Consider the following 22792-nt stretch of genomic DNA (forward strand, 5'->3'; position numbering starts at 1 on the left):
CCCGAAATCCCCTTCCCGCGCAGCCCGCGCCGACCGCGCGAACAGGCTCTCCCTACCCATGGAGCCACATTCCATGGCGCTCCGCCCGCACGAACGGTCCGGTCAGCGGCGTCAACGGCAGTGCAGCGCCGCGTACAGGTCCAGCTTGTGCTCCAGGAGGGAGAGGTCGCGACCGGTCAGCACCTCGATGCGCTGGACGCGGTAGTGGACGGTGTTGACGTGCAGATGCAGGGCCTCGGCGGTACGCGCCCAGGAACCGTTGTGCGCGAGGAAGGTCTCCAGGGTCTCCCTGAGCATCTGTGAGGAGGAGTGGGAGTCGTCGGCGAGGGGTCCGAGGACGTGCTCGTGGTAGGCGGTACGTACGTCGGCGGGTATTCCGGCGAGCAGTCCTTCCAGGGTGGTGAGGTCGTTCATGGAGATCACCCGCGCCCCGCGGGGCTCCTGCGCGCGCGAGGTGGCGCGGGCGTAACGGGCCCCGGACAGCGCGGCGTGCAGCCGGCCCGGTGTGACCGCGGGACCGATGCCGGCGTGGAGCGGGGTCCGGGGTGCGCAGGCGTGCACCTCGGGCCACAACTCCCTGAGCCTGCGCGCCACTTCGGTTCCGCCTTCCACCACGGCCACCGCCTCGCCGTGCGGGAGCCGGTCCAGCGCGAAGGGCCGGCCCGGCGTGTGACGCAGGGCCTCGGCGAGGGCGTCGGCCGCCGTGCCCTGCGCACCGTCGGCCTGCGCGACGGCGCTGACCACCTGGAACGGCCCGTCGGCCGAAAGACCGCACGCGGTGAGGGCGCCGGCGAGTGCCGCGGGGTCGGTGGGCTGCGCTTCGATGATCCGGATCAGCTCGCCGGCCCGCCGCCGTGCCTCGTCCCTGAGTTGGTCCCGGTCGTAGCGGTGGTCGGCGAGGACCTCCGCCGTCTCGTGCAGGAGCCTCGGCGGCGCGGCGTCCGCGTCGATGAGGTACAGGTGCCAACTGTCGTAGGCCGTGCTGTCCGTGCCGATGCGCAGCGTGATGCCGTCGGGTGCCCGGCGCAGGAGCTCCCTGGCGCGCTGCGGTGGCAGCGCCGGCGCCTTGGGGGTGCGTGCCACGGTGCGACCCGTCGGCGTCAGAACGTAGCAGGCGGGTGCCCCGAGGTGGCCGAGCGCACGGTCGAGCAGGACATCGGGGGCCGCGCCCGAGCGGACGAGTTCACTGAGTTCGTTGCGGACGTTCTCGGGCAGCGCGTACCGGTGCGAGGTGGGCCGCCTGCTGAGGTCGCCCCACTGACGCAGATAGACGGCCTCGGTGATGGCGCGGAAGTTGGTGCGCGAGGGCACGGCGATGAGGGCGATCCCGCTCTCCCGGCACGACCGGGCCAGCTCTTCGGGCACGGAGCCGTGCGTCTCCTCACCGGCCAGCAGCGCCGCGGCCCCGGCGCCGGCGAGCGCGGAGACGAATCGGCTGACCTTCTCGGTCCCGCCCGCACTGCTCCACCACACGAGTCCGCTGAGCACGACTTCGCCCGGCCGCACGAAGCGGGCCGGGTCCTCAAGATCGGTGGCGGTCACCCCGGTGATCTCCCGGTCGAGCTGCCGCTGCTCGCCCCAGAGCAGCTCCAGGTCGAGCGATTCGAGACGCAGGAGGTCTTCGACGTGCATGAGTGGCTCCTTGGTGCGGTCCGGGTCCATGGCACCCGGGTCTCGCATTCACCAGGTGAATATGCGTTTATGCATCGTAGATGCAAGGGGAGATGGCCGATACTCCCCTTGGTTGATCATCCAGTCGGCCCGCTCGGCTCTGGTGGTTTTCCGTGTGGCCCACCAGTCGAGCCGCATCGTGCCCAGGTGCTTGACTCGAGGTCGGGCGGCGGCCCGGCCGAGCCGCTCCGCCCGACGGGCATGCCGGCGAGCCCGGCCCCGCACCCACTCGAATGGGTACGGATCCGGGCTCGCGGGGGTGCCTTCCGCGCGGCTGGGGCCTTTCGTCCGGATCAGGCCGGATCAGGGAGCGGGGGTCCGGTCCGAACGAAGGACCCTAGGGCCTGGCGTGCGCTCGCAGCCCGGCGTGTACGCGGTCGGGTGTGAGCGGGAGCTCCCGGTAGCGCACGCCCGTGGCGTGGTGGACGGCGTTGCCGATGGCGGCGGCGGTGCCGACGATGCCGATCTCGCCGATCCCCTTGCTGCCCATCGGGTTGAGGTGGTCGTCCCGCTCGTCGATCCAGTGCGCCTCGATGGCGGGCACGTCCGCGTGCGCGGGCACGTGGTAGCCCGCGAGGTCGCTGCCGATGAAGGCGCCCGAGGCGGCGTCCACGCTGCCGCGCTCGGTGAGGGCCATGCCGAGTCCCATCACCATGCCGCCGATGAACTGGGACCTGGCGGTGCGTTCGTTGAGGATGCGCCCGGCCGCGTACACGCCGAGCAGCCGGCGCACGCGTACCTCACCGGTGTGGGCGTCGACCGCCACCTCCGCGAAATGGGCGCCGAAGGCATGCCGTGCGTAGGGGGACTCCGCGTCCGCGGCGCCCTTGGTGTCCGCGGACGCGGTGAGGCCGTCGGGGGGCAACGGGCCGCTCCGTTCCCGGAGTTCACGGGAAAGCGAGCGGCACGCCTCGTGCACGGCCCAGCCCCACGACGCCGTGCCGGCCGAGCCGCCGGCGAGCGGCGCCCTGGGCAGCCCCGTGGTGCCGATCTCGGTGCGCACCGCCTCCACGCCGACTCCGAGCGCCTGGGCGGCGACCTGCGCCAGTACGGTACGGGCGCCGGTGCCGATGTCCGTGGCGTTCACGCGCACCACGTACAGCCCGTCGGGGTGGGCGGTGACGGTGGCACGGCTGGGCGAGACGAGCACCGGATAGGTGGCGGCGGCCACCCCGGTGCCCGACAGCCGGGCGCCCGAACGCCGTGTCCCCGGCCGGGAGTCACGGTCCGCCCAGCCGAAGCGCCGCGCCCCCTCACGCAGGCAGTCCACGACGTGGCGGCTGCTGAACGGCCGCCCGCTGTCGGGCTCTTCGCGGGGTTCGTTGTGCGCCCTCAGCTCGATCGGGTCCATGCCGAGGGCGTCGGCGAGTTCGTCGACGGCGGACTCCAGGGCGTACATGCCGGGCGCCTCCCCCGGTGCGCGCATCCAGGACGGCGTGGGCACGTCCAGGGCGGCGACACGGTGGGTGGTGAGCATGTTCCGGGCGGCGTACATGACACGGGCGGGCACGGCCGCCTGCTCGACGAACTCCTTGATCCGCGAGGTGTGGGTGGTCACCTCGTGGATCACCGAGAGGAGGGTGCCGTCCCGTTCCGCGCCGAGCCGCAGCCGGTGGTCGGTCGGCGCGCGGTGGCCGACCAGTTCCGTCAACTGCCGCCTGGTCAGCGTCAGTTTGACGGGGCGCCCGGTGTGCAGCGAGGCCATCGCCGCGAGGACGACGTGCGGCCGGGGCGTGCCCTTGGATCCGAACCCCCCGCCCACGTGCTCGCAGACGACCGTGACGTGGTCCTCGGGCAGCTCGAACAGTCCGGCCAGGACGGCGCGCACCGTGTCGGCGCCCTGGCTGGTGTCGTACACCGTCAGGCGCCCGTCGCGCCAGGTCGCGGTCGCTCCGTGCGGCTCCATCGGGTGGTTGTGCAGGGGCGGCACCCGGTAGCGCACGTCGACGCCCACCGGTGCGGCGGCGAAGCTGCCTTCCGGCTCGCCCCGACGCCGCTCGGCGGGGTGGCCCCCGTTGGCCTCGTCGGGGGCGTAGGCGTCGGCCAGGTTCTCGCTGAGGACCGAGGCGTGCGGCTCGGTCTCGTACGTGACGCGCACGGCCGCGGCCGCCGCGCGCGCCGCCTCCGGGCTCTCACCGACCGTGAGGGCGATGGGCCAGCCGTGGTGCGGAACGCGGGTGTCCTGAAGGAGGGTGAGGGTGGGGTCGTCGGATTCGGCGAGCCGGGGCGCCGACTCGGGGGTGATGACGGCGAGCACCCCGGGCAGGCCGAGCGCGGTGGCGGTGTCGAAGGAGGTGACCCGGCCGCGGGCGACGGTGGCCGTGACCGGCCATGCGTACAGGCATCCCGGCGGCATGTACTCGGTGGCGTACAGGGCGGCGCCCGTCACCTTCGCGCGGCCCTCACGGCGTTCGATGGGTGCGCCGAGCGCGTTCGCTTGCGAGGCCATGGCGGATCTCCTCCCGGTGCGGGTCAGGGGCGGCACGCCTCGTCGGAGGCGGTCGGGCTCGTCGGAACGGTCTCGTCATCGGCGGTCGGTCCGAAGGGGAGGGACCGGTCGACGGTGGGTGCTGGGGCGTGGCCGGCCGGGCACGGCCGGCTGCGCCCGTCGGGACGATGCGGTCAGGACGGTGCGGTCAGGGAGTCCAGCACCTGTGTGGCCAGGTCCTGGGCGAGCGACACCTTGTAGGCGTTGTCCCGCAGCGGTACGGCCTCGTCGAGCTCGGCCCGCACCGCCTGCGCGAAGACGTCGGGGCCGGGGCGCGCGCCGAGCAGGGCGGCCTCCGTTCGCCGGGCGCGCCAGGGCCGGTGGGCCAGGCCGCCGAAGGCGACCGCGGCGTGCCGGATCTCGCCGTCCTCGACCTGGAGCACCGCGGCCACCGAGGCGAGCGCGAAGGCGTACGACGCCCGCTCCCGCACCTTGCGGTAGCGGCAGACCGCCCCTTCGGGCAGGGGCGGCAGCAGCACGCCGGTGATCAGTTCGCCGGGGCGGATCTCGGTGTCGAGGTCGGGCCGGTCGCCGGGCAGGCGGTGGAACTCCGTCACCGGCACGTTCCGTCCGCCTCCGGGGCCGGCCAGTTCCACGACCGCGTCGAGCGCCGAGAGCGCCACGGACAGGTCGGAGGGGTTGGTCGCCACGCAGTGCGGCGAGTGGCCGAGCACAGCATGATCGTGATTGACGCCCTCGATCGCCGCACAGCCGCTGCCGGGGACCCGCTTGTTGCACGGTTTCGACAGGTCCTGGAAGTAGGCGCAGCGGGTTCGCTGGAGGAGGTTCCCACCGGTGGTGGCGGCGTTGCGCAGCTGCCCCGACGCGCCGCTCAGGACCGCCTGCGAGAGCAGAGGGTGGCGCTCGCGGATCAGGGGGTGCGCGGCGAGGTCGCTGTTGCGTACGGTCGCACCGGCCCACACCGAGCCGTCGGGCCGCTCCTCCACCCGGTCCAGCGGGAGGCGGGAGACATCGACGAGGACTTCCGGGCGATCCACGCCGAGCTTCATGAGGTCGACCAGGTTGGTGCCGCCACCCAGATAGCGGGCCTCGGCCCGGCCTCCGTGAGCGGCGGCGGCCTCTTCCACGCTGTGGGCACGCAGGTACGACACGGGTTTCACACGATCACGTCCCGGACCGCGTCCACGATGTGCGGATAGGCCCCGCACCGGCACAGGTTGCCGCTGAGCCGTTCGCGGATCTCCTCGTCGGTCAGCGGCACCGGGCCGCCGTGCGTCCTGCCCGGGTCGGTGACCACGGAGGGCGCGCCCGATCCTGCCTCGGACAGCATGCCGACCGCCGAGCACAGCTGCCCCGGGGTGCAGTAGCCGCACTGGAACGCGTCGCGTTCCAGGAAGGCGCGCTGGAGGGGGTGGAGGTCGCCGTCCGCGCCGTCCAGGTCCGCGAGGCCCTCCACGGTCACGATGTCGCAGCCGTCCATCGCGATGGCCAGAAGCAGACAGCTGTTGCTGCGCCGGCCGTCGACGAGCACCGTGCAGGCCCCGCACTGGCCGTGGTCACAGCCCTTCTTGGAGCCCGTCAGGGCGAGGCGCTCACGCAACAGGTCCAGCAGGGTGGTGCGGTGGTCGACTTCGACCGCGTGGGTGGCGCCGTTGACCCGCAGGGTGACCCGCGATCCTGTGACACCGGGGGGAGAGTCTTCGGGGCGGGGCCAGGGCGCATAGCGCTCCGCCGTCCCGGGGCCGCTGTGGGGCCCCTCGCTGCTTTCCATCGTTCCTCTGTCTCTCGATCCGGACGGCCCGCGCCGCCCGCATCACCAGCCTCGTACAGCTCACCCCCTCCGGCATCCCGGCGACGGCCGACGGGCGGGTGGCGGGCCCGCTCGCACGGCGTCTCGTACGGCTCGTACGCTGACCGGCCGAGTCAGCTGTTCTCGGCCCGGAACATCCAGGCGTGCTTCTCCAGCTCGGCCGTGAGAGCGATCAGGAGGTCCTGGCTGACCGGGTCCGGCTCGTCGGTGGCCGCGATACGCTCACGCATCCGCTCCACGATCCCGCCGAGCGCCACCACCAGGATCTCCACCGCATCCGAATCCTTGATCCAGCCCTCCGGCACCGTCCCCAGCGCACTGGCCCCCGCCACCGAACCCGCACGCCCGTCCGGATTCACACCCAGCGCCGCGGCACGCTCCGCCACCGTGTCCGAAAACTCCCGCGCCGTGGTCACCACATCATCGAGCTGCAGATGCACCGACCGAAAACGCGGACCGACCACATTCCAGTGCACCTGCTTGGCCGCCAGCGACAGATCCACCAGATCCACCAGCGCCCCCTGCAAGGCCGAACCGACGACCTTCAGCTCCGCATCGGACAACGAACTCTTCACGACAGACACTGCTTTACTCCATTTCGCATGACGACTGGCCGTCCGCCACAGCTCGCCGTCGAGCGCGGGCATGTACGGGACGGACCGTGCAATGGGACCGCTTTAAGGGCCCGATATGTCGCGTTCCTCGAAAAGTGGGGCCCAAACGGGGGAGCGGACAAAAAAGGAGGTGGCCCGCCGGAGGTCCGGCGAGCCACCAACCAAGCGTCGGCAGGCGCGAATTCAGAGGAGAGGCGCGCCGTAGTAGCGGCCGACGATGTCGCGGTACGAGGCGTCGTCGAGGTGCGTGGCCGGTTCGAACTCCGGCGAGTCCTTGACCTGCTCCCTGGTGAGGGCGACGTGGATCCTGTTGTCGTCCGGGTCGAGCCTGGTCACGGTGCCGGCCGGCAGCAGCACGCGCTTGCCGAAGATCCACGGCCCGGTGTCCACCACGAGGTGCGCCGAGCCCACCTCGTCGGAATGGCTGTCGACCTTGCCGATGCTCCCGTCGGCCGCCTCGACCTTCCATCCGCGCAGATCCACCCCGGACAGATGGCCACTGGTGTCCTTGAAACCCCACAGGTCCTCGTACATCGGAGGGTGCCCCTTTCCGTTTGGGTATCGCCTTCTCGGCGTACGCCTCGCGCCGTGACCCAGTCAGTGAAACCCCAGTCGGTGAAACCGGAGTCAATGGTCAATTCCTCGTGCGTTCAGCGTGACGTCTGGCCGATTCGGTGACATCCAAACGGCCGGACGGCCTCGCCTTTACGGGACACGTTCACGGGACCTCGCGAATCGAGTGCCCGCCTCCGCGCACGGGCCGTGGCACTCCTGCGCCGTCAACCCCCGCGGGCGCGTATTGACTTCCGCGACTAGTGCAGATTCACTAGAGCAACCCTGATGCCTGTGCACTACAAACCGGTGGTGCGACCGCGACACCAGGCGGCCCGTCCGCAGGGCGGGCCGCACCACCGCGCGGCGCCGGTCCGCACCGCATCGGAGCACCGGAAGGTGGGGGACGTCGTCGTGGCCGTCTACCCGTTCACGTCGCACGCCGTTGTCCGCGCGGGTGTCGCACGCGTGACGCTCGCGGGCGAACTCGACCTCGACACGGCCCCGCTGGTCGGCGACGCCGTCGTGGCCTGTCTGGCGGAGCGGCCCACGAGCCTGTGCCTCGACCTGGCCGGCGTGACCTTCTGCGACTGCGCCGGCCTCGGTGTCCTGCTGAGGACGCGGATGATCGCGCTCGACACGGGCCTGCCCCTGGTGGTGGAGGGGATCGGGCCGCAGCCGGCGCGGCTGCTCGCGCTGATCGGAGGCGAGGACATCTTCACCCGGCCCCTCAAGGACGCGGGCCCAGGCCCAGGCACGGACACGGGCCCAGGCACGGGCGCCACCGACGGGCTCCCGGCCGAGGATCCCGAGCGCCTCGACGCCGGGGCCGAAGCCGCCTTGTGGCCGCCGGTCCGGGACCTTCTGGCATGATCGTGCGGTCCGCCACCAGCAAGGATGCGCCGATGCCTTCACCTTCCCCGCACGGCCGACCGGTCAGGATCCTGCTCGTCGAGGACCACGACATGGTGGCCGAGGCGATATGTCTCGCCCTGGAGAGATCACCCGATCTGCGGGTCGTGGGGCGCGCGGCATCGCTGGCATCGGCCCTGGCCGACGCGCGGCGGTGCGAGCCCGACGTCGTCCTGATGGACCGGCGTCTGCCGGACGGCGACGGGGTCGCCGCCATCACCGACGTCCTGGCCCTCGTCCCGGACGCGCGCGTCCTGGTCCTGGCCGCCGAGGGCAGCGGGTCGGTGGCCGCGCGCGTCGCGCGGACGGGCGGCTCCGGCCTGATCCTCAAGGAGCGCGGCCTGAGCGAGCTGGAGGACGCGTTGCGCCGGGTGGCGGCGGGCGAGGCGGTCTTCAGCCGGGAAGTCCTCGGCGATGTCCTGGGGCAGCTGACCGGCCGGGTGCCGGGACCCGGGGCGAACCTGACCCCGCGCGAGCGCGAGGCCCTCCACCTGCTCGGCGAGGGCCACACCACGGCGGAGATCAGCGATCAGCTGGGCGTGGCCGTCAATACGGGACGCAATCACGTCCAGCGGGTGCTGGAAAAGCTGGGCGCCCGCTCCCAGCTGGAGGCCGTGGCCATCGCCCGGCGCGAGGGCCTCCTCAAGTGACCCGGGAGCCACGGCAGATGGCGGCGCGCAAGCCCGCAGCCCCCCTCTCGGAGACGGCCTTCACGCTCCTGGTGCAGGGGGTGCTCGACTACGGCATCTTCATGCTCGACCCGTACGGTTACATCGTCAGCTGGAACGCCGGCGCGGAGCGGATCAAGGGGTACCGGGCCGGCGACATCCTCGGACAGCACTTCTCCGTCTTCTACCCGCCCGAGGACCAGGCGTCGGGCAAGCCCCAGTGGGAGCTGGAGACCGCCGTGGCCGAGGGCCGGCTGGAGGACGAGGGCTGGCGCGTGCGCAAGGACGGCTCCCGGTTCTGGGCGAACGTGGTGATCACCGCCCTGTGGGACGAGAAGGGCGTCCTGCAGGGGTTCGGCAAGGTCACGCGCGACATGTCCGAACGCCGGGCGGCCCAGCATGCCCTCACCGAGCGACGACGGCTCTTCGACCACCTGGTCCGGGCCCAGGAGACGGAACGGCGCCGCATCGCCTGGGACGTCCACGACGACTCCATCCAGGCCATGGTCGCCGTCGGGATGCGCCTGGAACTGCTGGCCGACCAGGTGCCCGAAACCCAGTCCGCCGAGCTCCGGCGCCTGGACGCCTCGGTGCGCGAGGCCATCACCCGGCTGCGCAGTCTGACCTTCCGGCTGCACCCGCCGGGGCTGGACCGGCACGGCCTGGTCGAAGGACTGGCGAGCCACCTGGACGACGTCGTGGGCACCGCGTGGGGGATGCCCTACTCCTTCTACCACCGGCTGGACCGGGAGCCCGCCCCGGAAACGGCCGTCACCATCTTCCGCATCGTCCAGGAAGCACTCCTGAACGTGCACAAACACGCACGGGCCGGCCGGGTCGACGTCGTCATGCGCTCCTGCGACGGCGGCATCACGACCCGTGTCGTGGACGACGGGACGGGCGCTCCCAGGACGCGGGACGGCTCCCGCGACCATTTCGGAGTCATCGAGATGCGGGAGCGCGCCGAGACGGCGGGAGGGTGGTGGTCCCTGCGCGCGCGTCCGGGGACCGGCACGACCGTCGAGTTCTGGGTGCCGAGCCCGCAGCCCGAAACGGACACGGCGGACGCGGTGCCCTGATGGCCGCGCCACCCCCCGCCCGCCGGGACGCGCCGTTCAGCGTGCTCCTGTGTGACGACAACGCGCTGCTGCTCGAGACCCTGACGGAGGTCGTGCGGGCGCAGCCCGATCTGGAGGTCGTGGGCACCGCGCGCGACGACGAGCAGGCCACGCGGCTGGCACGCCGTCATCAACCGGACCTCGTGGTCCTCGATGTCCGCCTTCCCGGCGGCGGCCCCCATGTCGCCCGGAACATCGCGGGCTGTTCGCCGGGGAGCCGCATCGTGGCGTTCTCGGCGTACGACGACAAGGCATCCGTCGAGCAGATGCGCAGCGTCGGCGTCCACGAATACATACTCAAGGGCACCGGCAACCGCGAACTCGTCGCCGCGCTGCGCCGGGCGGCCCGCTGAGGACCGAGGTCATGCCAGAACCCGCATCGGACCCGCCCGGACCCGCACCGGAAAACGACCGAGGGCCGGTGTCGGATGTCTCCGATACCGGCCCTGATCTGCGACTCTTTCGAGTCGGGACGACAGGATTTGAACCTGCGACCCCTTGACCCCCAGTCAAGTGCGCTACCAAGCTGCGCCACGTCCCGATGCCCGTCTGACCTGGTGTTTCCCCCGGCCGTTCGTGCATGAGAACCATACCGCACTCCGGGGCCGCGCCAGGAACGGGGCACAATCGGCGCATGGACAGTTCTGCACCCCGGGATCGTGACGCGCAGGGCCGGGCCCGCAACGCCCGGCCCCGGGACGGGCTCGGCCGGCCGCTGCCCTACGGCGCAGAGGGCGTGGACCGGCAGCCGGAGGGCGTGCGGCGGTCTCCCGAGGAGACGGTGCGCGAGGCGCGGCGGCTGCTGGCGGAGGGGAAGCCCTTCCACGCGCACGAGGTGTTCGAGGACGCGTGGAAGGCGGGCCCCGCCCAGGAGGAGCCGCTGTGGCGGGGGTTGGCTCAGCTCGCGGTGGGGCTCACGCATGCCGCGCGCGGCAACGCCAAGGGCGCCGCGTCGCTCCTTGAGCGCGGCACCGGATCGCTCGCCCGGTATGCGGCACACGGGGGCGGAGCGGCGTACGGCATCGATCTGGACGGGCTCGCCGTGTGGGCGCGGGAGCTGGCGGGCCGGCTGCCCGGCCCGGTCGACGCGGCGGCCGACGCGCCCCGGCTCACGGGCTGAGGAGCACCACGTCGAGGGTGCGGGGGCCGTGCACGCCCTCCACCCGGTCGAGTTCGATGTCGCTGGTCGCGGACGGGCCGGAGATCCAGGTCAGCGGGCGTCCGGGGTCGAGGCGGCCCATGGCCTGCGGGACGGAGGCCACGACCTGGTCGGGTACGCGCACCACGCAGATGTGGTGGTCGGGCACGAGCGTGATGCGGCGCCGCCCCTGGGCCGTCCCCGCGTCCAGGACGATGGTTCCGGTCTCCGCGATGGCCAGCGCGCAGCCGGTGATCACGCTGTCCACGGCGTCGAGTTGGGCCGCGGTTGCGCCTTCGGTGTCCTCGACGACGCGTACCCGGTGCGTGTCCGCGAGCCAGGTGTCCGGCAGTCCCGCCGGGACCAGGACGCTCCTGGCGTTTCGCGCGGCGAGCAATTGCGCGACGAGCGGCGCAAGGCAGGCGGCGGCGGTGCGGTGCACCCGGGCCCGGTAGTCGGCGAGGTTGTGGTGCAGCAGGTCGAGTACGGCCGCCGGGTCGCCCGGAGTGTGGCTGTTCAGGTAGGAGCGGGTGGGCGCGGGGGCCGCGGGCGCGCCGTCCACGGCGGCACGGACGCGGGCCAGGATGCGGTCGCGTGAGCTCATGTGCGGTTCTTCTTCCACCAGTCACGGAAGGGTTCGGCCGGCAGGTCCGGCAGGTCGCGGCTGTCGGTCCAGGCGCCCGCGCCGGGCGGCCGTTTCGGGTGCAGCGCGCGGGTCCTCGACGCGATCCGCTCCCCCGCCGCCATCGCCGCGGGGTGGTCCATGGCCAGGGCGGCCGCCTTCATGGCGGCCTTCTCCCAGAGGTGGCCGCCCTGGCTCGCGACCTTCTCGCGGAGGTGGACCAGGACCTCCGGGATGTCGATGGCGACCGGGCAGACCTCGTAGCAGGCGCCGCACAAGGAGGAGGCGTAGGGGAGGGAGGCGTCGATCTCGCTTGTCGTGCCCCGGAGTTGAGGTGTGAGGATGGCTCCGATGGGTCCGGGGTAGACCGAGCCGTAGGCGTGGCCGCCGGCCCGCTCGTAGACCGGGCACACGTTGAGGCAGGCCGAGCAGCGGATGCAGCGAAGCGCCTGGCGGCCGACGTCGTCGGCGAGGGCGTCGGTGCGGCCGTTGTCGAGCAGGACCAGGTGGAAGCTGCGCGGGCCGTCGCCATCGGTGGTGCCGGTCCACGTGCTGGTGTACGGGTTCATCCGCTCGGCCGTCGAGGAGCGCGGCAGGGTCTGCAGGAAGACTTCCAGGTCCCGCCAGGTGGGGATCGTCTTCTCGATGCCGACGACCGAGATCAGCGTCTCTGGCAGGGTCAGGCACATACGGCCGTTGCCCTCGGACTCGAACACGACCAGGGTGCCGGTCTCCGCGACCATGAAGTTGGCGCCGGAGATCCCCACCTTGGCGCGCAGGAACTTCTCGCGCAGGTGCAGCCGGGCCGCTTCGGCGAGGTCGGCGGGCTCGTCCGTGAGGTCCTGCGGGGCGGCCCTGCCCCACCTCCCCATCCGTTCGCGGAAGATGTCGCGGATCTCGGCGCGGTTGCGGTGGATGGCGGGGACCAGGATGTGCGAGGGCCGGTCGTCGCCGAGCTGGACGATGAGTTCGGCGAGGTCGGTCTCGTAGGCGTGGATGCCTTCGGCGGCGAGCGCTTCGTTGAGGCCGGTCTCCTGGGTGGCCATCGACTTGACCTTGACCACCTCGCTCTCGCCGGTGGCCTTGACGAGGCCGGCGACGATCCGGTTGGCCTCCTCGGCGTCGGCGGCCCAGTGCACGGTGCCCCCGGCGGCGGTGACCGACCGTTCCAACTGCTCCAGGTAGCGGTCGAGATGGCGCAGGGTGTGGTCCTTGATCTGCTTGCCGGCGTCCCGCAGCTGCTGCCAGTCGGCGAGTTCCGCGACGGCTTGGGCACGCTTGCCGCGGATGGTGTGGGTGGCGTGCCGGAGGTTGCCGCGCAGGGTGGCGTCGTGGACGGCGGCGCGGGCGGCCCGGGGAAAGGCGGGCATGCCGATGAAGGTGCCGCTCATGGGTGGGGCTCCGCTTCCGTGCTGAGGAGGATCTCGGCGATGTGCAGGGCCCGCATCGGGGCGTCCTGGCGGTGCAGGATGCCGCCGATGTGCATCAGGCAGGAGTTGTCGGCGCCGCACAGCACATCCGCTCCGGTGGAGGTGGCGTCGCGTACCTTGTCGGCGCCCATCGCCGCCGAGACGTCGGGGTTCTTGAGGGCGAACGTGCCGCCGAAGCCGCAGCACTCCTCCGCGCGCGGGAGCTCGCGCAGGTCGAGGCCCTTGACGGCGGCGAGGAGCCGGCGCGGCCGGTCGCCGAGGCCGAGCAGGCGCAGGCCGTGGCAGGAGGGATGGTAGGTGACGGTGTGCGGGAAGTACGCGCCGACATCGCTCACGCCGAGCACGTCGACGAGGAACTCGGTCAGCTCGTACACGCGCGGCACCAGCGTTTCGGCGGCCTCGGTCAGCTCCGTGCCCCTGCCTTCGGCGGCCGCCCTGCGGGCGATGCGCGGATAGGTGTCGCGGATCATCGCGGCGCAGGAGCCGGAGGGGGTGACGATGTGGTCGTAGCCCGCGAAGACCCGGGCCATGCGGCGGACCAGGGGTTCGCTCTCGCGCCGGTAGCCGGTGTTGTACTGGGGCTGTCCGCAACAGGTCTGGCCGGCCGGGAAGGCGACGTCGACGCCCAGGCGTTCCAGCAGTTTCACCGTCGCGATGCCGGTGGCGGGATACACCGCGTCGTTGACGCAGGTGACGAAGAGTGCGACGCGCATGGTCGGAGGATATGCCGGGTGGCCGGCACGGGATCACGACGGGCTCACCAGGTGAGCGGGAGTTCCTCGGGCGACCGGTGGATCATCGTCGGCCGCATGACGACGGGTCTGTCCTCGGCCAGGCGCAGCCCGGGAAGCCGCGCCGTCAGGAGCTCCAGGGTGATCCGCAGCTGTTCGCGGGCCAGTTGGGACCCCGGGCAGCCGTGTACGCCGTACCCGAAGGCGAGGTGGCGTGCGGGCGGCCGGGTGATGTCGAAGACGTCGGGCCGTTCGTGGCGGCTCGGGTCGCGGTTCGCGGAGCCGTACGCGACGAACACCACGGCCCCGGTGGGGAGTTCGGTGCCGGAGAGCACGACCGGGCGGGTCGTGATGCGGCGGAAGCCCTGGATCGGGCTGTCGTAGCGCGCGGCTTCCTCGACGGCGGCGGGTATCAACTCGGGCTTTTCGCAGAGCAGTTCCCACTGGGCGCGATGGTGCATCAGATGGAGCAGCATCGAGCCGATCAGGGCGCTCGTGGTGAGGTGGCCCGCGAGCAGGAAGTTCTGGAGGTGGGCGACCATTTCGTGGCGCTCGTCGAGGGTGAGCCCGGCGCCGGCCGGCTCGCCGCCCGCGGTGAGCGCGGCGATCAGCGAGCTGCACAGGTCGTCCCGCGGGTGGGCGTGCCGTTCCCGGACGTAGCCGTCGAGGAGGTGCTGCATCTCGACGATGTCGCGGGCGGCGGCGAGCTGGTCCGCCTCCGGCATCGGCCGGAACAGCAACTGCTCGGCGCGGTAGCCGCCGTGCACGGCGAGCGGGACGTCCGCCGGGTCGAGGCCGATGAGGTGTCCGATGACCTGGCCGGGGAGTTTCAGGGCGAATGCGGCCATGAGGTCGGCCGAGCCGCGGGCGGCGAAGGCGTCGATCAGGTCCGTGGCCCGTTCGACGGCGTACGGCACCACGGCGGCGACGCGGGCGGGCGAGAGGCCGTGCACGACCGGGGCGCGCAGCCGCTGATGCAGGGCCCCGTCGGAGCTCACGACGACGGGCCGGCCGCCGAAGCCCCGGCCCATCTCGGCGAGGACGGCGGGCTCGGGCAGGACGTCGGGGCGCAGCGCGTTGGCGGAGGAGAACGCCTCCGGGCGGCGCAGCACTTCGCGCACGTCCGCGTCCCGGGCGACCAGCCACGCGTCGAGTTCCGGCACGAACGTCAGCCCTTCGGCGTTCCGGGCCCGCGCGTAGTGCGGATACGGGTCGCGCTGCAGCGCGTCGAGCCGAGCGTGCTCATGCCTGTCCACAGGCCCATCGTCTATGACGTCAGGCCACATCGGAAGAGCGCCGCAGCGGCGGAACGTGGCACTTTCGCCGCCGGGGCCGTGCGAGGCGCCGGCGGCGGGTGCGGGCGGCTCAGGAGATCCGGTCGAGGACCCCGATCAGGCGGGTGACGGTGGCCGCCATCGCCTGGCGTCCGACGGTCAGATAGGTGCGGGCGTCGACGGCCTCGGGGTGGGCGGCGAGGTAGCTGCGGATGGCGTCGGTCATCGCCAGGTTCAGGGCGGTGCCGATGTTGACCTTGGCGATGCCGCCGGCGACCGCGGCGGACAGCGCGTCGTCGGGTACGCCCGAGGAGCCGTGCAGCACGAGGGGAACCCGCAGCGCCGCGTCGAGCCTGGCCAGCAGGGCGTGGTCGAGTTCGGCGGTGCGCGAGGTCATGGCGTGGGTGCTGCCGATGGCGACGGCGAGTGCGTCGACGCCCGACTCGGCGACGAACTGCCGTGCCTGTTCGGGGTCGGTGCGGGCGCCGGGCGCGTGGGCGTCGAGCGGCGCCTTGCCGTCCTTGCCGCCGACCTCCCCCAACTCGGCCTCGATCCACAGTCCTTGGGTGTGCGCCCAGTCGGCGGCGGCGCGCGTCGCCGCCAGGTTCTCCTCGTACGGCAGGTGGGCGGCGTCGTACATCGCGGAGCTGAAGCCCGCGTCGGCGGCCTGGCGCAGCAGTTCGTCCTGCTTGACGTGGTCGAGGTGGAGCGCCACCGGTACGGAGGCGGCTTCGGCGGCGGCGGCCGCCGCGCGGGCCAGGGGCAGGACCCGGCCGTAGCGGAACTTGACGGCGTTCTCGCTGATCTGGAGGACCACCGGGGACTTGGCCGCCTCGGCGCCCGCGATGACGGCCTCGGCGTGTTCGAGCGTGATGATGTTGAAGGCCGCGACGGCGCGGCGTTTGACGGCGGCCTCGGCGACGAGTGTGCCGGTCCGTGCGAGTGGCATCAGTGCTTCCCCTTCACCTGTGTCACGTGGTGCGGTCTCGGGCCGGGCCCGCTCAGGCGCCGTCGAGGATGACGGAGCGGGTCAGGTGGCGCGGCCGGTCCGGGTCGAGACCGCGGGCGGCGGCGACGGCGACGGCGAGGCGCTGGGCGCGGACGAGTTCGGCGAGCGGGTCGAGGCGGCCCTCGATCCACAGCGCGCCGGTGGCGGCCACCTGGTCGGCGAGCCCTTCGGGGGCCTCGCCGAACATCCAGGTCGCGGTCGTGGTCGTGGAGATGCTGATGGGGCCGTGGCGGTACTCCATCGCCGGGTAGGCCTCGGTCCAGGACAGCGATGCCTCGCGCATCTTGAGGGCGGCCTCCTGGGCGAGGCCGTTGGTCCAGCCGCGGCCCAGGAAGCTGAACTGGGTGGATTCCACGAGCCCTGGGGGCAGCGGCTCGGCCAGCGCCGTGCGGGCATCGGCGACGGCCTGTTCGGTGTGCAGCCCGAGGTGGGCGCGCAGCAGCGTGAGGGCGGTGGTCGCGAAGCGGGTCTGGACGACCGACTCCTCGTCCGCGAAGTCGAGGACGACGATGTCGTCGGCGGCCCGCATCACCGGCGTGGCGGGGTCGGCCGTGATGGCGGTGGTACGGGTGCCGCCGCGCACCTGGGCCAGCAGGGCGAGCACTTCGGTGGTGGTGCCGGAGCGGGTCAGGGCGACGACCCGGTCGTAGGCGCGGGCGGCGGGGAACTCCGAGGCGGCGAACGCGTCGGTCTCGCCGAGGCCCGCGCTCTCACGGAGCGCCGCGACGGCCTGCGCCATGAAGAAGGAGGTTCCGCAGCCGACGACGGCGACGCGTTCGCCCGCGGCCGGCAGGGCGTCCTTGTGCTGGAGGGCCGCGTCGGCCGCCCGCTTCCAGCATTCGGGCTGGCTGCTCAGTTCGTTCTCGACATGACTCATGCCCGGCTCCCACCCTCTGGGTCTGCGTGCTTGTTTCTGCAAAATATAGCTCGATTTCGAGCATGATCAAGCATTTACCGGTGCGCTAAGGTCACTACGGACGGTTACCGGTACGAAGAACGGGGATGCGGATGTCGCGTGACGGCCGCTGGCAGACGCTCCTGGAGCTGCTCGTGGAGCAGGGCCGCCTCGACGTCGACGAGGCGGCGAGCGCCCTCGGAGTGTCGGCCGCGACGATCCGCCGCGACTTCGACCAGCTCGCCGAGCAGCAGATGCTCGTCCGGACCCGGGGCGGGGCCCTGGTGCACGGTGTCTCCTACGAGCTGCCGCTGCGCTACAAGACGGCACGGCAGGCCTCCGAGAAGCAGCGGATCGCCAAGGCCGTGGCGGATCTCGTCGCTCCCGGCGAGGCGGTCGGCCTGACCGGGGGCACGACGACCACGGAGGTCGCAAGGGCGCTCGCCGTGCGCCCCGAACTGTCCCATGGATCACCGGCGTTGACGATCGTGACGAACGCCCTCAACATCGCGAACGAGCTGGCGGTGCGGCCGCAGTTCAAGATCGTGGTGACGGGCGGGGTGGCCCGCCCGCAGTCCTACGAGCTCACGGGGCCGCTCGCGGGCGGGGTCCTGAACCAGATCACGATGGATGTGGCCGTGCTCGGCGTCGGGGCCTTCGACGTGACGCACGGGGCCTCGGCGCACGACGAGGACGAGGCCGGCATCAACCGGCTGCTGTGCGAGCGGGCCGAGCGCGTCGTGGTGGCGGCGGACTCGACGAAGCTGGGCAAGCGGACGTTCGCCAGGATCTGCTCGACATCCCTGGTGGGCACGCTGGTGACGGACACGGCCGTGTCCGAGGAGACGGTGGCCCGCTTCACGGAGGCCGGGGTGACGGTCATCGCGGTCTGACCCTGCGTCAATTGCCGCACGGCCGCGCGCTGTCGACCCCCGAGGTGCCCCCTGCGGCGACCCCTGCGGGTCAGCCGATGCGCAGCGCCGGGAAGATCACGGACTCCAGCAGTCCGAGCAGGTTCTCCTCGCCCCTGAAACGGTCCTCGAAGAGCCGCTCGACACGCAGCATGCCCATGATCATGGGGGCGACGTACCCGAGTGCCGGATGACCGGCCGCGACCTCGCCGCGCTCGACCCCACGCGCGAGCATCGCGTCGAGCGCGGCGATCTCCGGGTTGAGCACCGTCTCCCGCAAGGCCTCGCGCAGGTCCGGATGTTTGATGTAGGCCTGCCCGACGGCCTCCATCAGCTCGCCGTCACGTCGATCGCGCCGGCCGACCGCGCGGGCGGCCTCGCGCAGGTCCCCGGCCAGGGTCCCCGTGTCGATTCCGGAGAAGAACGAGCAGCGGTTCGTGCTGAGCGCCGCCGTGACGAGCAGCGGCTTGTTCTTCCACTGCCGGTACAGGGTCGCCTTGCCGCACTTGGTGCGCGCGGCCACGCCCTCCATGGTCACGGAGTCGTAGCCGCCCTCTCTGAGCAGGTCGAGCACGGCGTCGTACAGCTCGGTCTCCCGCTCGGGGCTGATCTTGCTGCGGCGGGCAGCGGCCGTGGCGGCCTGCGTCGACATCGTTCCCTCCGAGGAAAAACAAGCGGCACTCCTGCACGTACGAGAGTAGGCTCCGCTCAATCGAGACGCAAACGTATCGAGACGTTTGCGTCTCGATGAGTTTCGATCTAGCCTTCCTACGTTTGCTTGAGTTTTTCCACGTATCGATCCAGGTTCAAAGGGGCCGGAGCATGTTTGCCGGTATAACCACGGGGACACGTCGTGAGACCCGTCCCGCCGGACCGGGGACGACCGCTTCCCGGCCGCCCCTGGTGCGCGAGCTGCTGCTCGTGACCGCGCTCTTCCTCGTCTACAAGTTCGGCCGTCAGCTGGCCAACGGACACGAGGCCAGTGCCTTCGACAACGCCGACCGCGTGTGGAGCTGGGAGCGGGCGCTGCACCTGCCGGGCGAAGGCTCCGTCCAGCATCTGCTGCTGCACGGCGACACCCTGGTGAAGATCGCCAACACCTTCTACGCGACGGTGCACTTCCCTGCCACGGTGGCCTTCCTCGTCTACCTCTACCTGCGCCGCCCCGGCCACTACCTGTGGTCGCGCCGGGTGCTCGCCGGACTGACCGCCGCCGCCCTCGTGCTGCACATCACGGTCCCGCTCGCCCCACCGCGCATGCTGACCACGGCCGGACTCGTCGACACCGCACAGGTCTACGGCCCCTCGGTGTACGCGGCGACCCCCGACACCGACACCATGGCCAACCAGTTCGCGGCGATGCCCTCGCTGCACTTCGGCTGGGCCCTGATGGTCGCCATCGGGCTGATCACGGCGACCCGCGGCCGCCGGCGCTGGCTGTGGCTGCTGCATCCGCTGCTGACGCTGCTCGTGGTCGTCGGCACCGCGAACCACTACTGGCTGGACGCGATCGTGGCCACCGCGCTGCTCGGTGCGGTGCTGTACTTCGTGCCGGCACCGCAGCAGCCCATACGGTTGCCTGCGGCACCCAAGCGGGTCCACCGTGCGGCGCCTCCACAGGCGGCGCCCCTTTCCACGGCGCCGGCCGTCCACGTACCCACGCACCCTCCGCTGCCCCGGCAGATCCCCGCATACGCGGCCACGCCCCTGACCCAGGCCGCGCCCCTGACCCAGGCCGCCACCGTGACCCCGCAGGCACCCACTCCCGCGCGGACCCCCGCGCCCCACCTCTCCGAGGCCGTGCGATGAACCAGTCCGCGCTGCTCGCCATCCTGCTCTCGCTCGCCTCGGCCGCCGGCTACGCGCTGGCCGCCGTCGCCCAGTCCCGGCTCGCCGGCCAGGGCGGAAGCGGTGTCGGCCAGTTGCTGGCCCGGCCACTGTGGTGGTGGGCGGTCGGCCTCAACGCGGCGGGCGCCCTCATGCACGTGGCCGCCCTCCACTACGGCCCGCTCACGCTCGTCCAGCCGTTGGGCGCGCTCACGCTCGTCGCCGCGCTGCCGCTGTCCGCGTACTACGAGCGGCGCCGGGTGACGCGGCGCGAGTGGCGCGGCGCGGCCTGGACGCTGGGCGGACTCACCGGCCTGATCGCGGTCACCGGGCCCGCGAGCCCCGGCGACGCCCTCAGCCTGAGCGAGGCCCTCGCCATCACGGCAGCCACCGCGCTCCTGCTGGCCTTCCTGGTGCGGACCGGCACGCACCGGGCGCACGGCGGCCGGCTCGGCCTCGCCACCGCGTCCGGTGTCGCCTCGGCGGTGGCCTCAGCGCTGACCCAGACGGTCACCGCCTCACTGGCCACGGAGCTGCCGTCGGGCCCCCTCAGCTGGTGGCAGACCACCCTGCTCACGGTGCTCGTGGCGACGTTCGCGGTCGGCGGCCTGCTGCTCTCGCAGGCGTCCTACCGCGGTGGCCTCGCCGCCCCGCTGGCCGTGGTCAACCTCGCCAATCCTGCGGCGGCCTCGGTGATCGGTGTCGCGCTGCTCGGCGAAAGCTTCCACGGCGGCCCGCTCGGCTGGCTGACCGCCGCGGCGGCGGCGGGCGTGGCGGCCCGCGGCGTCATCATGCTGACCGCCGCCGCACCCACGGCGGAGCATCCGCCGACGACGTCCCAGCCCATGCCCTTGCCCATGCCCATGCCTGCGACCTTGCCCCTGCCCACGGACCTGCCCTCCCCGGAACCGGCCGTACACATCCCCGCCTAGGACTTGTCCGGCCGATCATGCGATTGCTTCGGGTCCATGTCGTTGATGTGGACATGGGGCGGGGTCATCTGAGCGATGCCGAGTGGGAACGGCTGCGGCCGTTGCTGCCGGTCGGCACCAGGCGTTGTGGCAGATGGCGGGATCACCGGCAGGTGATCGACGGGATTCCGCACCGGTGCGGCCTGGCGTGCACTGGCGTGACCTGCCCGAACGCTTCGGGCCCTGGAAGACCGTCTCTGAACGCCACCGGCTGTGGTCGGCCGACGGGACGTGGGAGCGTCTGCTCCAGCAGGTCCAGGGCGCGGCCGATGCCGCAGGCGAGATCGACTGGGACGTCTCGGTCGACTCCGCCATCGTCCGCGCCCACCAGCACGCAGCCGGCGCCCGCACCGATCCGCCGCCGGGCCCCACTCCGGGGGCGAACCGCACGAACATCGGAGCGAAACCGCGTGGCAGAGCCTGCACGGCCGGCTGGTGGAGGTGGTGCGGGAGGTAAGGGCCTGGGCCGCTCGCGCGGGGGCTTCACCAGCAAGAGCCACCTGAGAGGGGACGGCTGCTGCCGCCTGTCCTTGATCATCACACCCGGGCAGCGAGCCGACTGCACCCGGTTCGAGCCGGTGCTGGAGAAGATCCGGGTCCCCCGCCACGGACTTGGCGGGCCCCGCGAGAAGCCGGACAGTGTCGCGGCCGACAAGGCCTACAGCAACGGTCCCTGCCGTCAGTACCTTCGAAGGCGAGGCATTCGGCACACCATTCAAGAGAAGACCGGCACCCAGGCCGCCCGCCTGCGCAAGGGGTCACGAGGTGGACGGCCACCGAGCTTCGACGAGGACCGGTACAAGAAGCGCGACACCGTCGAACGGGCCATCAACAAGCTGAAGAATCCCCGGACGGTTGCGACCCGCTGTGACAAGCGTGGGTACGTCTTCCTCGGCACCGTCACCACAGCCACCCTTGTCATCCGGCTCCGCACATGATCGGCGCCCGACAGCTCTAGTCCAAGAGCTGAAAAGGAGCCCGGCGCCATGGGGCACCAGGCGCATCCCGCTCGGCAGCCCAGCTGATTGGCAGGTCGGCGAGCTGTCGCATGCTCGAGTCGTGCTCGATCGCGGCCCATATACACAGGACAGCACACGCGCCAGCGAGGTTCGGATCGTTCACGCCATCGCCGACAAGCCAGGAGTTCTCTTCGGTGTGGCCGATGAACAACGCCGGGAGGTCTCCGCTCGCTACCGTCCACTGAACGACGGCTCCGAGGTTCGGAGGGAACTCAGCCTTCTCGAAGGGCCACGGAAGCGACCTGAAGATCTCATGCACGGGAGCACGCTACTAGGCAGTTTTGTTTGGATCACCGGGCGGACCAGAGGAAGATGCCCGCGATATGGAGTGCGGCGAGGTAGATGGTCGCGGTCTTCTCGTAGCGGGTGGCGATACCGCGCCACCGCTTCAGGCGGTTGATGCACCGCTCGACGGTGTTGCGTTGCTTGTACGCCTCGCGGTCGAAGGCCGGTGGTCGTCCGCCGGCCGGTCCGCGCCGTCGGCGGTTGGCCTGCTGGTCGGCCCGTTGCGGGATCACCGCCCGGATGTCGGGTCTGCGCAGATGGTCGCGGATCGCGCGGGAGGAGTACGCCTGGTCAGCCGGGATCAGGTCCGGCCTGGTGCGGGGCCGTCCCAAGGAGCGGGGAACGCGCGGACGGGCCATGACCTCCGTGAAGGCCGGTGTGTCTGCGGCCTGACCGGGGGTGAGGACGAACACCAGCGGCCGGCAGTGGCCGTCGGCCGCGAGGTGGATCTTCGTGGTCAGTCCGCCCCGGGACCGGCCGATGGCGTGATCGCCCGGCTCTCCGGCCGGGGCCCCTTTTTGCGGGCTCCGGCAGGGTGCTGGTGAGCGCGCACGATGGTGGAGTCCACGGACACGGCCCAGCTGACGTCTTCGTCCGCGTCGGCCTGGGCCACCAGGGCGGTGAACACCCGCTCCCCCGTGCCGTCGACGGCCCACTTCCGCAGCCGGTTGCAGATGCCCCGCCCGTTGCCGTACTTCTCCGGCAGGTGTACCCACTGGGTACCGGTCCGGAACTTGAAGGCGATCGCGTCGATCACCTCACGATGGTCCCGCCGGCGGCCATCCCGCTTCGGCGTCCGGTCCGGGAGCAATGGCTCAATCCACGCCCCCTGCGCATCAGTCAACGGCACACCCGGACCAGCGACCGACTGATCCAAACGAACCTG

The 22792-nt window shown here is 71.9% G+C and carries 22 protein-coding genes, 1 tRNA gene and 2 pseudogenes; 9 read left to right on the forward strand and 16 right to left on the reverse strand.

Translation table 11 applies throughout. The features are described from left to right. Nucleotides 1-111: 111 nt before the first annotated feature. The 6 genes from OG432_RS03070 to OG432_RS03095 form a co-directional block, all read right to left on the reverse strand. Complete coding sequence (locus tag OG432_RS03070; RefSeq protein WP_328307446.1) at nt 112-1632, reverse strand: helix-turn-helix domain-containing protein; 1521 nt, start codon at nt 1630-1632, stop codon at nt 112-114. Nucleotides 1633-2008: 376 nt separating this feature from the next. After that, on the reverse strand, nt 2009-4120 hold the full coding sequence (locus OG432_RS03075; protein WP_328307449.1) for a xanthine dehydrogenase family protein molybdopterin-binding subunit: 2112 nt from the start codon (nt 4118-4120) through the stop codon (nt 2009-2011). Between the two features lie 173 nt (nt 4121-4293). After that, nucleotides 4294-5280 carry an FAD binding domain-containing protein gene (locus tag OG432_RS03080; protein ID WP_328307451.1) on the reverse strand — a complete coding sequence of 329 codons (987 nt, stop codon included), beginning with the start codon at nt 5278-5280 and terminating at the stop codon, nt 4294-4296. Continuing rightward, nucleotides 5277-5891, reverse strand: a complete 615-nt coding sequence (locus tag OG432_RS03085) for a (2Fe-2S)-binding protein (protein WP_328307452.1) — start codon at nt 5889-5891, stop codon at nt 5277-5279. Before OG432_RS03085 ends, OG432_RS03080 begins: the two co-directional genes overlap by 4 nt. 152 nt (nt 5892-6043) lie before the next feature. Beyond that, a complete protein-coding gene (locus OG432_RS03090; RefSeq protein WP_328314980.1) occupies nt 6044-6514 on the reverse strand; it encodes a Dps family protein in 471 nt (156 codons plus the stop codon). 213 nt (nt 6515-6727) lie between these two features. Continuing rightward, nucleotides 6728-7078, reverse strand: a complete 351-nt coding sequence (locus tag OG432_RS03095; RefSeq protein ID WP_328307454.1) for a PRC-barrel domain containing protein — start codon at nt 7076-7078, stop codon at nt 6728-6730. A 330-nt stretch (nt 7079-7408) separates the two neighbouring features. Between OG432_RS03095 and OG432_RS03100 the strand changes: the two genes are divergently transcribed. The 4 genes from OG432_RS03100 to OG432_RS03115 are packed head-to-tail and all read left to right on the forward strand — an operon-like array spanning nt 7409 to nt 10147. After that, nucleotides 7409-7969 (forward strand): STAS domain-containing protein, encoded by a 561-nt coding sequence (locus OG432_RS03100; RefSeq protein ID WP_328307456.1) that lies wholly within the window; start codon nt 7409-7411, stop codon nt 7967-7969. A gap of 32 nt (nt 7970-8001) precedes the next feature. Beyond that, nucleotides 8002-8658: a response regulator transcription factor gene (locus OG432_RS03105; protein WP_328307458.1), complete on the forward strand. Its 657-nt coding sequence runs from the start codon at nt 8002-8004 to the stop codon at nt 8656-8658. A 17-nt stretch (nt 8659-8675) separates the two neighbouring features. After that, complete coding sequence (locus tag OG432_RS03110; protein ID WP_328307459.1) at nt 8676-9755, forward strand: PAS domain-containing sensor histidine kinase; 1080 nt, start codon at nt 8676-8678, stop codon at nt 9753-9755. Continuing rightward, a complete protein-coding gene (locus OG432_RS03115) occupies nt 9755-10147 on the forward strand; it encodes a response regulator (protein WP_328307460.1) in 393 nt (130 codons plus the stop codon). The genes OG432_RS03110 and OG432_RS03115 overlap by 1 nt, the downstream gene beginning before the upstream one ends. A 114-nt stretch (nt 10148-10261) precedes the next feature. Here the strand turns inward: OG432_RS03115 and OG432_RS03120 are convergent. Continuing rightward, nucleotides 10262-10335: transfer RNA gene (locus tag OG432_RS03120), tRNA-Pro, on the reverse strand. Nucleotides 10336-10428: 93 nt separating this feature from the next. Here OG432_RS03120 and OG432_RS03125 point away from each other — a divergent pair. Further along, on the forward strand, nt 10429-10914 hold the full coding sequence (locus OG432_RS03125) for a DUF309 domain-containing protein (RefSeq protein WP_328307462.1): 486 nt from the start codon (nt 10429-10431) through the stop codon (nt 10912-10914). Here the strand turns inward: OG432_RS03125 and OG432_RS03130 are convergent. The 6 genes from OG432_RS03130 to OG432_RS03155 all read right to left on the reverse strand — a co-directional run bounded on the left by OG432_RS03130 (nt 10904) and on the right by OG432_RS03155 (nt 16875). Beyond that, on the reverse strand, nt 10904-11536 hold the full coding sequence (locus tag OG432_RS03130; protein ID WP_328307464.1) for a LutC/YkgG family protein: 633 nt from the start codon (nt 11534-11536) through the stop codon (nt 10904-10906). The genes OG432_RS03125 and OG432_RS03130 overlap by 11 nt on opposite strands. Beyond that, nucleotides 11533-12945, reverse strand: a complete 1413-nt coding sequence (locus tag OG432_RS03135; protein WP_328307466.1) for a LutB/LldF family L-lactate oxidation iron-sulfur protein — start codon at nt 12943-12945, stop codon at nt 11533-11535. Before OG432_RS03135 ends, OG432_RS03130 begins: the two co-directional genes overlap by 4 nt. Next, nucleotides 12942-13697 carry a (Fe-S)-binding protein gene (locus tag OG432_RS03140; protein ID WP_328307468.1) on the reverse strand — a complete coding sequence of 252 codons (756 nt, stop codon included), beginning with the start codon at nt 13695-13697 and terminating at the stop codon, nt 12942-12944. The genes OG432_RS03135 and OG432_RS03140 overlap by 4 nt, the downstream gene beginning before the upstream one ends. Before the next feature lie 44 nt (nt 13698-13741). Beyond that, the gene (locus tag OG432_RS03145) at nt 13742-14971 is read right to left on the reverse strand and encodes a cytochrome P450 (RefSeq protein WP_328307470.1); all 1230 of its coding nucleotides are present in this window, start codon (nt 14969-14971) and stop codon (nt 13742-13744) included. Between the two features lie 109 nt (nt 14972-15080). After that, a complete protein-coding gene (locus tag OG432_RS03150; protein WP_328307473.1) occupies nt 15081-15938 on the reverse strand; it encodes a class II fructose-bisphosphate aldolase in 858 nt (285 codons plus the stop codon). Nucleotides 15939-15990: 52 nt separating this feature from the next. Next, nucleotides 15991-16875 (reverse strand): SIS domain-containing protein, encoded by an 885-nt coding sequence (locus OG432_RS03155; protein ID WP_328307474.1) that lies wholly within the window; start codon nt 16873-16875, stop codon nt 15991-15993. Nucleotides 16876-17006: 131 nt separating this feature from the next. Between OG432_RS03155 and OG432_RS03160 the strand changes: the two genes are divergently transcribed. Then, complete coding sequence (locus OG432_RS03160) at nt 17007-17786, forward strand: DeoR/GlpR family DNA-binding transcription regulator (RefSeq protein ID WP_328307476.1); 780 nt, start codon at nt 17007-17009, stop codon at nt 17784-17786. Between the two features lie 70 nt (nt 17787-17856). Here the strand turns inward: OG432_RS03160 and OG432_RS03165 are convergent, their stop codons facing one another. Beyond that, the gene (locus tag OG432_RS03165) at nt 17857-18456 is read right to left on the reverse strand and encodes a TetR/AcrR family transcriptional regulator (RefSeq protein ID WP_328307478.1); all 600 of its coding nucleotides are present in this window, start codon (nt 18454-18456) and stop codon (nt 17857-17859) included. Nucleotides 18457-18626: 170 nt separating this feature from the next. Here OG432_RS03165 and OG432_RS03170 point away from each other — a divergent pair, with 170 nt between their 5' ends. The 3 genes and pseudogenes from OG432_RS03170 to OG432_RS03180 all read left to right on the forward strand — a co-directional run bounded on the left by OG432_RS03170 (nt 18627) and on the right by OG432_RS03180 (nt 21540). Continuing rightward, nucleotides 18627-19613 (forward strand): phosphatase PAP2 family protein, encoded by a 987-nt coding sequence (locus tag OG432_RS03170; RefSeq protein ID WP_328307479.1) that lies wholly within the window; start codon nt 18627-18629, stop codon nt 19611-19613. Next, the gene (locus tag OG432_RS03175; RefSeq protein ID WP_328307481.1) at nt 19610-20563 is read left to right on the forward strand and encodes a DMT family transporter; all 954 of its coding nucleotides are present in this window, start codon (nt 19610-19612) and stop codon (nt 20561-20563) included. The genes OG432_RS03170 and OG432_RS03175 overlap by 4 nt, the downstream gene beginning before the upstream one ends. Before the next feature lie 53 nt (nt 20564-20616). Further along, nucleotides 20617-21540 (forward strand): annotated as a pseudogene (locus OG432_RS03180) (IS5 family transposase). Between the two features lie 16 nt (nt 21541-21556). Here OG432_RS03180 and OG432_RS03185 read toward each other — a convergent pair. Both OG432_RS03185 and OG432_RS03190 read right to left on the reverse strand, forming a co-directional pair. Further along, nucleotides 21557-21880 carry a hypothetical protein gene (locus tag OG432_RS03185; protein WP_328307483.1) on the reverse strand — a complete coding sequence of 108 codons (324 nt, stop codon included), beginning with the start codon at nt 21878-21880 and terminating at the stop codon, nt 21557-21559. A gap of 31 nt (nt 21881-21911) precedes the next feature. Next, nucleotides 21912-22756 (reverse strand): annotated as a pseudogene (locus OG432_RS03190) (IS5 family transposase). Nucleotides 22757-22792 lie beyond the last annotated feature (36 nt).

Source organism: Streptomyces sp. NBC_00442, assembly GCF_036014195.1.
Lineage (GTDB): Bacteria > Actinomycetota > Actinomycetes > Streptomycetales > Streptomycetaceae > Streptomyces.

What these genes read in the sequence shown, in the direction of transcription:
- OG432_RS03095 (WP_328307454.1), bottom strand. Translation starts at nt 7,078, where the DNA reads ATGTACGAGGACCTGTGGGGTTTCAAGGACACCAGTGGCCATCTGTCC.
- OG432_RS03070 (WP_328307446.1), bottom strand. Translation starts at nt 1,632, where the DNA reads ATGCACGTCGAAGACCTCCTGCGTCTCGAATCGCTCGACCTGGAGCTG.
- OG432_RS03085 (WP_328307452.1), bottom strand. Translation starts at nt 5,891, where the DNA reads ATGGAAAGCAGCGAGGGGCCCCACAGCGGCCCCGGGACGGCGGAGCGC.
- OG432_RS03150 (WP_328307473.1), bottom strand. Translation starts at nt 15,938, where the DNA reads ATGCCACTCGCACGGACCGGCACACTCGTCGCCGAGGCCGCCGTCAAA.
- OG432_RS03160 (WP_328307476.1), top strand. Translation starts at nt 17,007, where the DNA reads ATGTCGCGTGACGGCCGCTGGCAGACGCTCCTGGAGCTGCTCGTGGAG.
- OG432_RS03155 (WP_328307474.1), bottom strand. Translation starts at nt 16,875, where the DNA reads ATGAGTCATGTCGAGAACGAACTGAGCAGCCAGCCCGAATGCTGGAAG.
- OG432_RS03175 (WP_328307481.1), top strand. Translation starts at nt 19,610, where the DNA reads ATGAACCAGTCCGCGCTGCTCGCCATCCTGCTCTCGCTCGCCTCGGCC.
- OG432_RS03125 (WP_328307462.1), top strand. Translation starts at nt 10,429, where the DNA reads ATGGACAGTTCTGCACCCCGGGATCGTGACGCGCAGGGCCGGGCCCGC.
- OG432_RS03110 (WP_328307459.1), top strand. Translation starts at nt 8,676, where the DNA reads ATGGCGGCGCGCAAGCCCGCAGCCCCCCTCTCGGAGACGGCCTTCACG.
- OG432_RS03130 (WP_328307464.1), bottom strand. Translation starts at nt 11,536, where the DNA reads ATGAGCTCACGCGACCGCATCCTGGCCCGCGTCCGTGCCGCCGTGGAC.
- OG432_RS03115 (WP_328307460.1), top strand. Translation starts at nt 9,755, where the DNA reads ATGGCCGCGCCACCCCCCGCCCGCCGGGACGCGCCGTTCAGCGTGCTC.
- OG432_RS03105 (WP_328307458.1), top strand. Translation starts at nt 8,002, where the DNA reads ATGCCTTCACCTTCCCCGCACGGCCGACCGGTCAGGATCCTGCTCGTC.
- OG432_RS03140 (WP_328307468.1), bottom strand. Translation starts at nt 13,697, where the DNA reads ATGCGCGTCGCACTCTTCGTCACCTGCGTCAACGACGCGGTGTATCCC.
- OG432_RS03165 (WP_328307478.1), bottom strand. Translation starts at nt 18,456, where the DNA reads ATGTCGACGCAGGCCGCCACGGCCGCTGCCCGCCGCAGCAAGATCAGC.
- OG432_RS03170 (WP_328307479.1), top strand. Translation starts at nt 18,627, where the DNA reads ATGTTTGCCGGTATAACCACGGGGACACGTCGTGAGACCCGTCCCGCC.
- OG432_RS03075 (WP_328307449.1), bottom strand. Translation starts at nt 4,120, where the DNA reads ATGGCCTCGCAAGCGAACGCGCTCGGCGCACCCATCGAACGCCGTGAG.
- OG432_RS03135 (WP_328307466.1), bottom strand. Translation starts at nt 12,945, where the DNA reads ATGAGCGGCACCTTCATCGGCATGCCCGCCTTTCCCCGGGCCGCCCGC.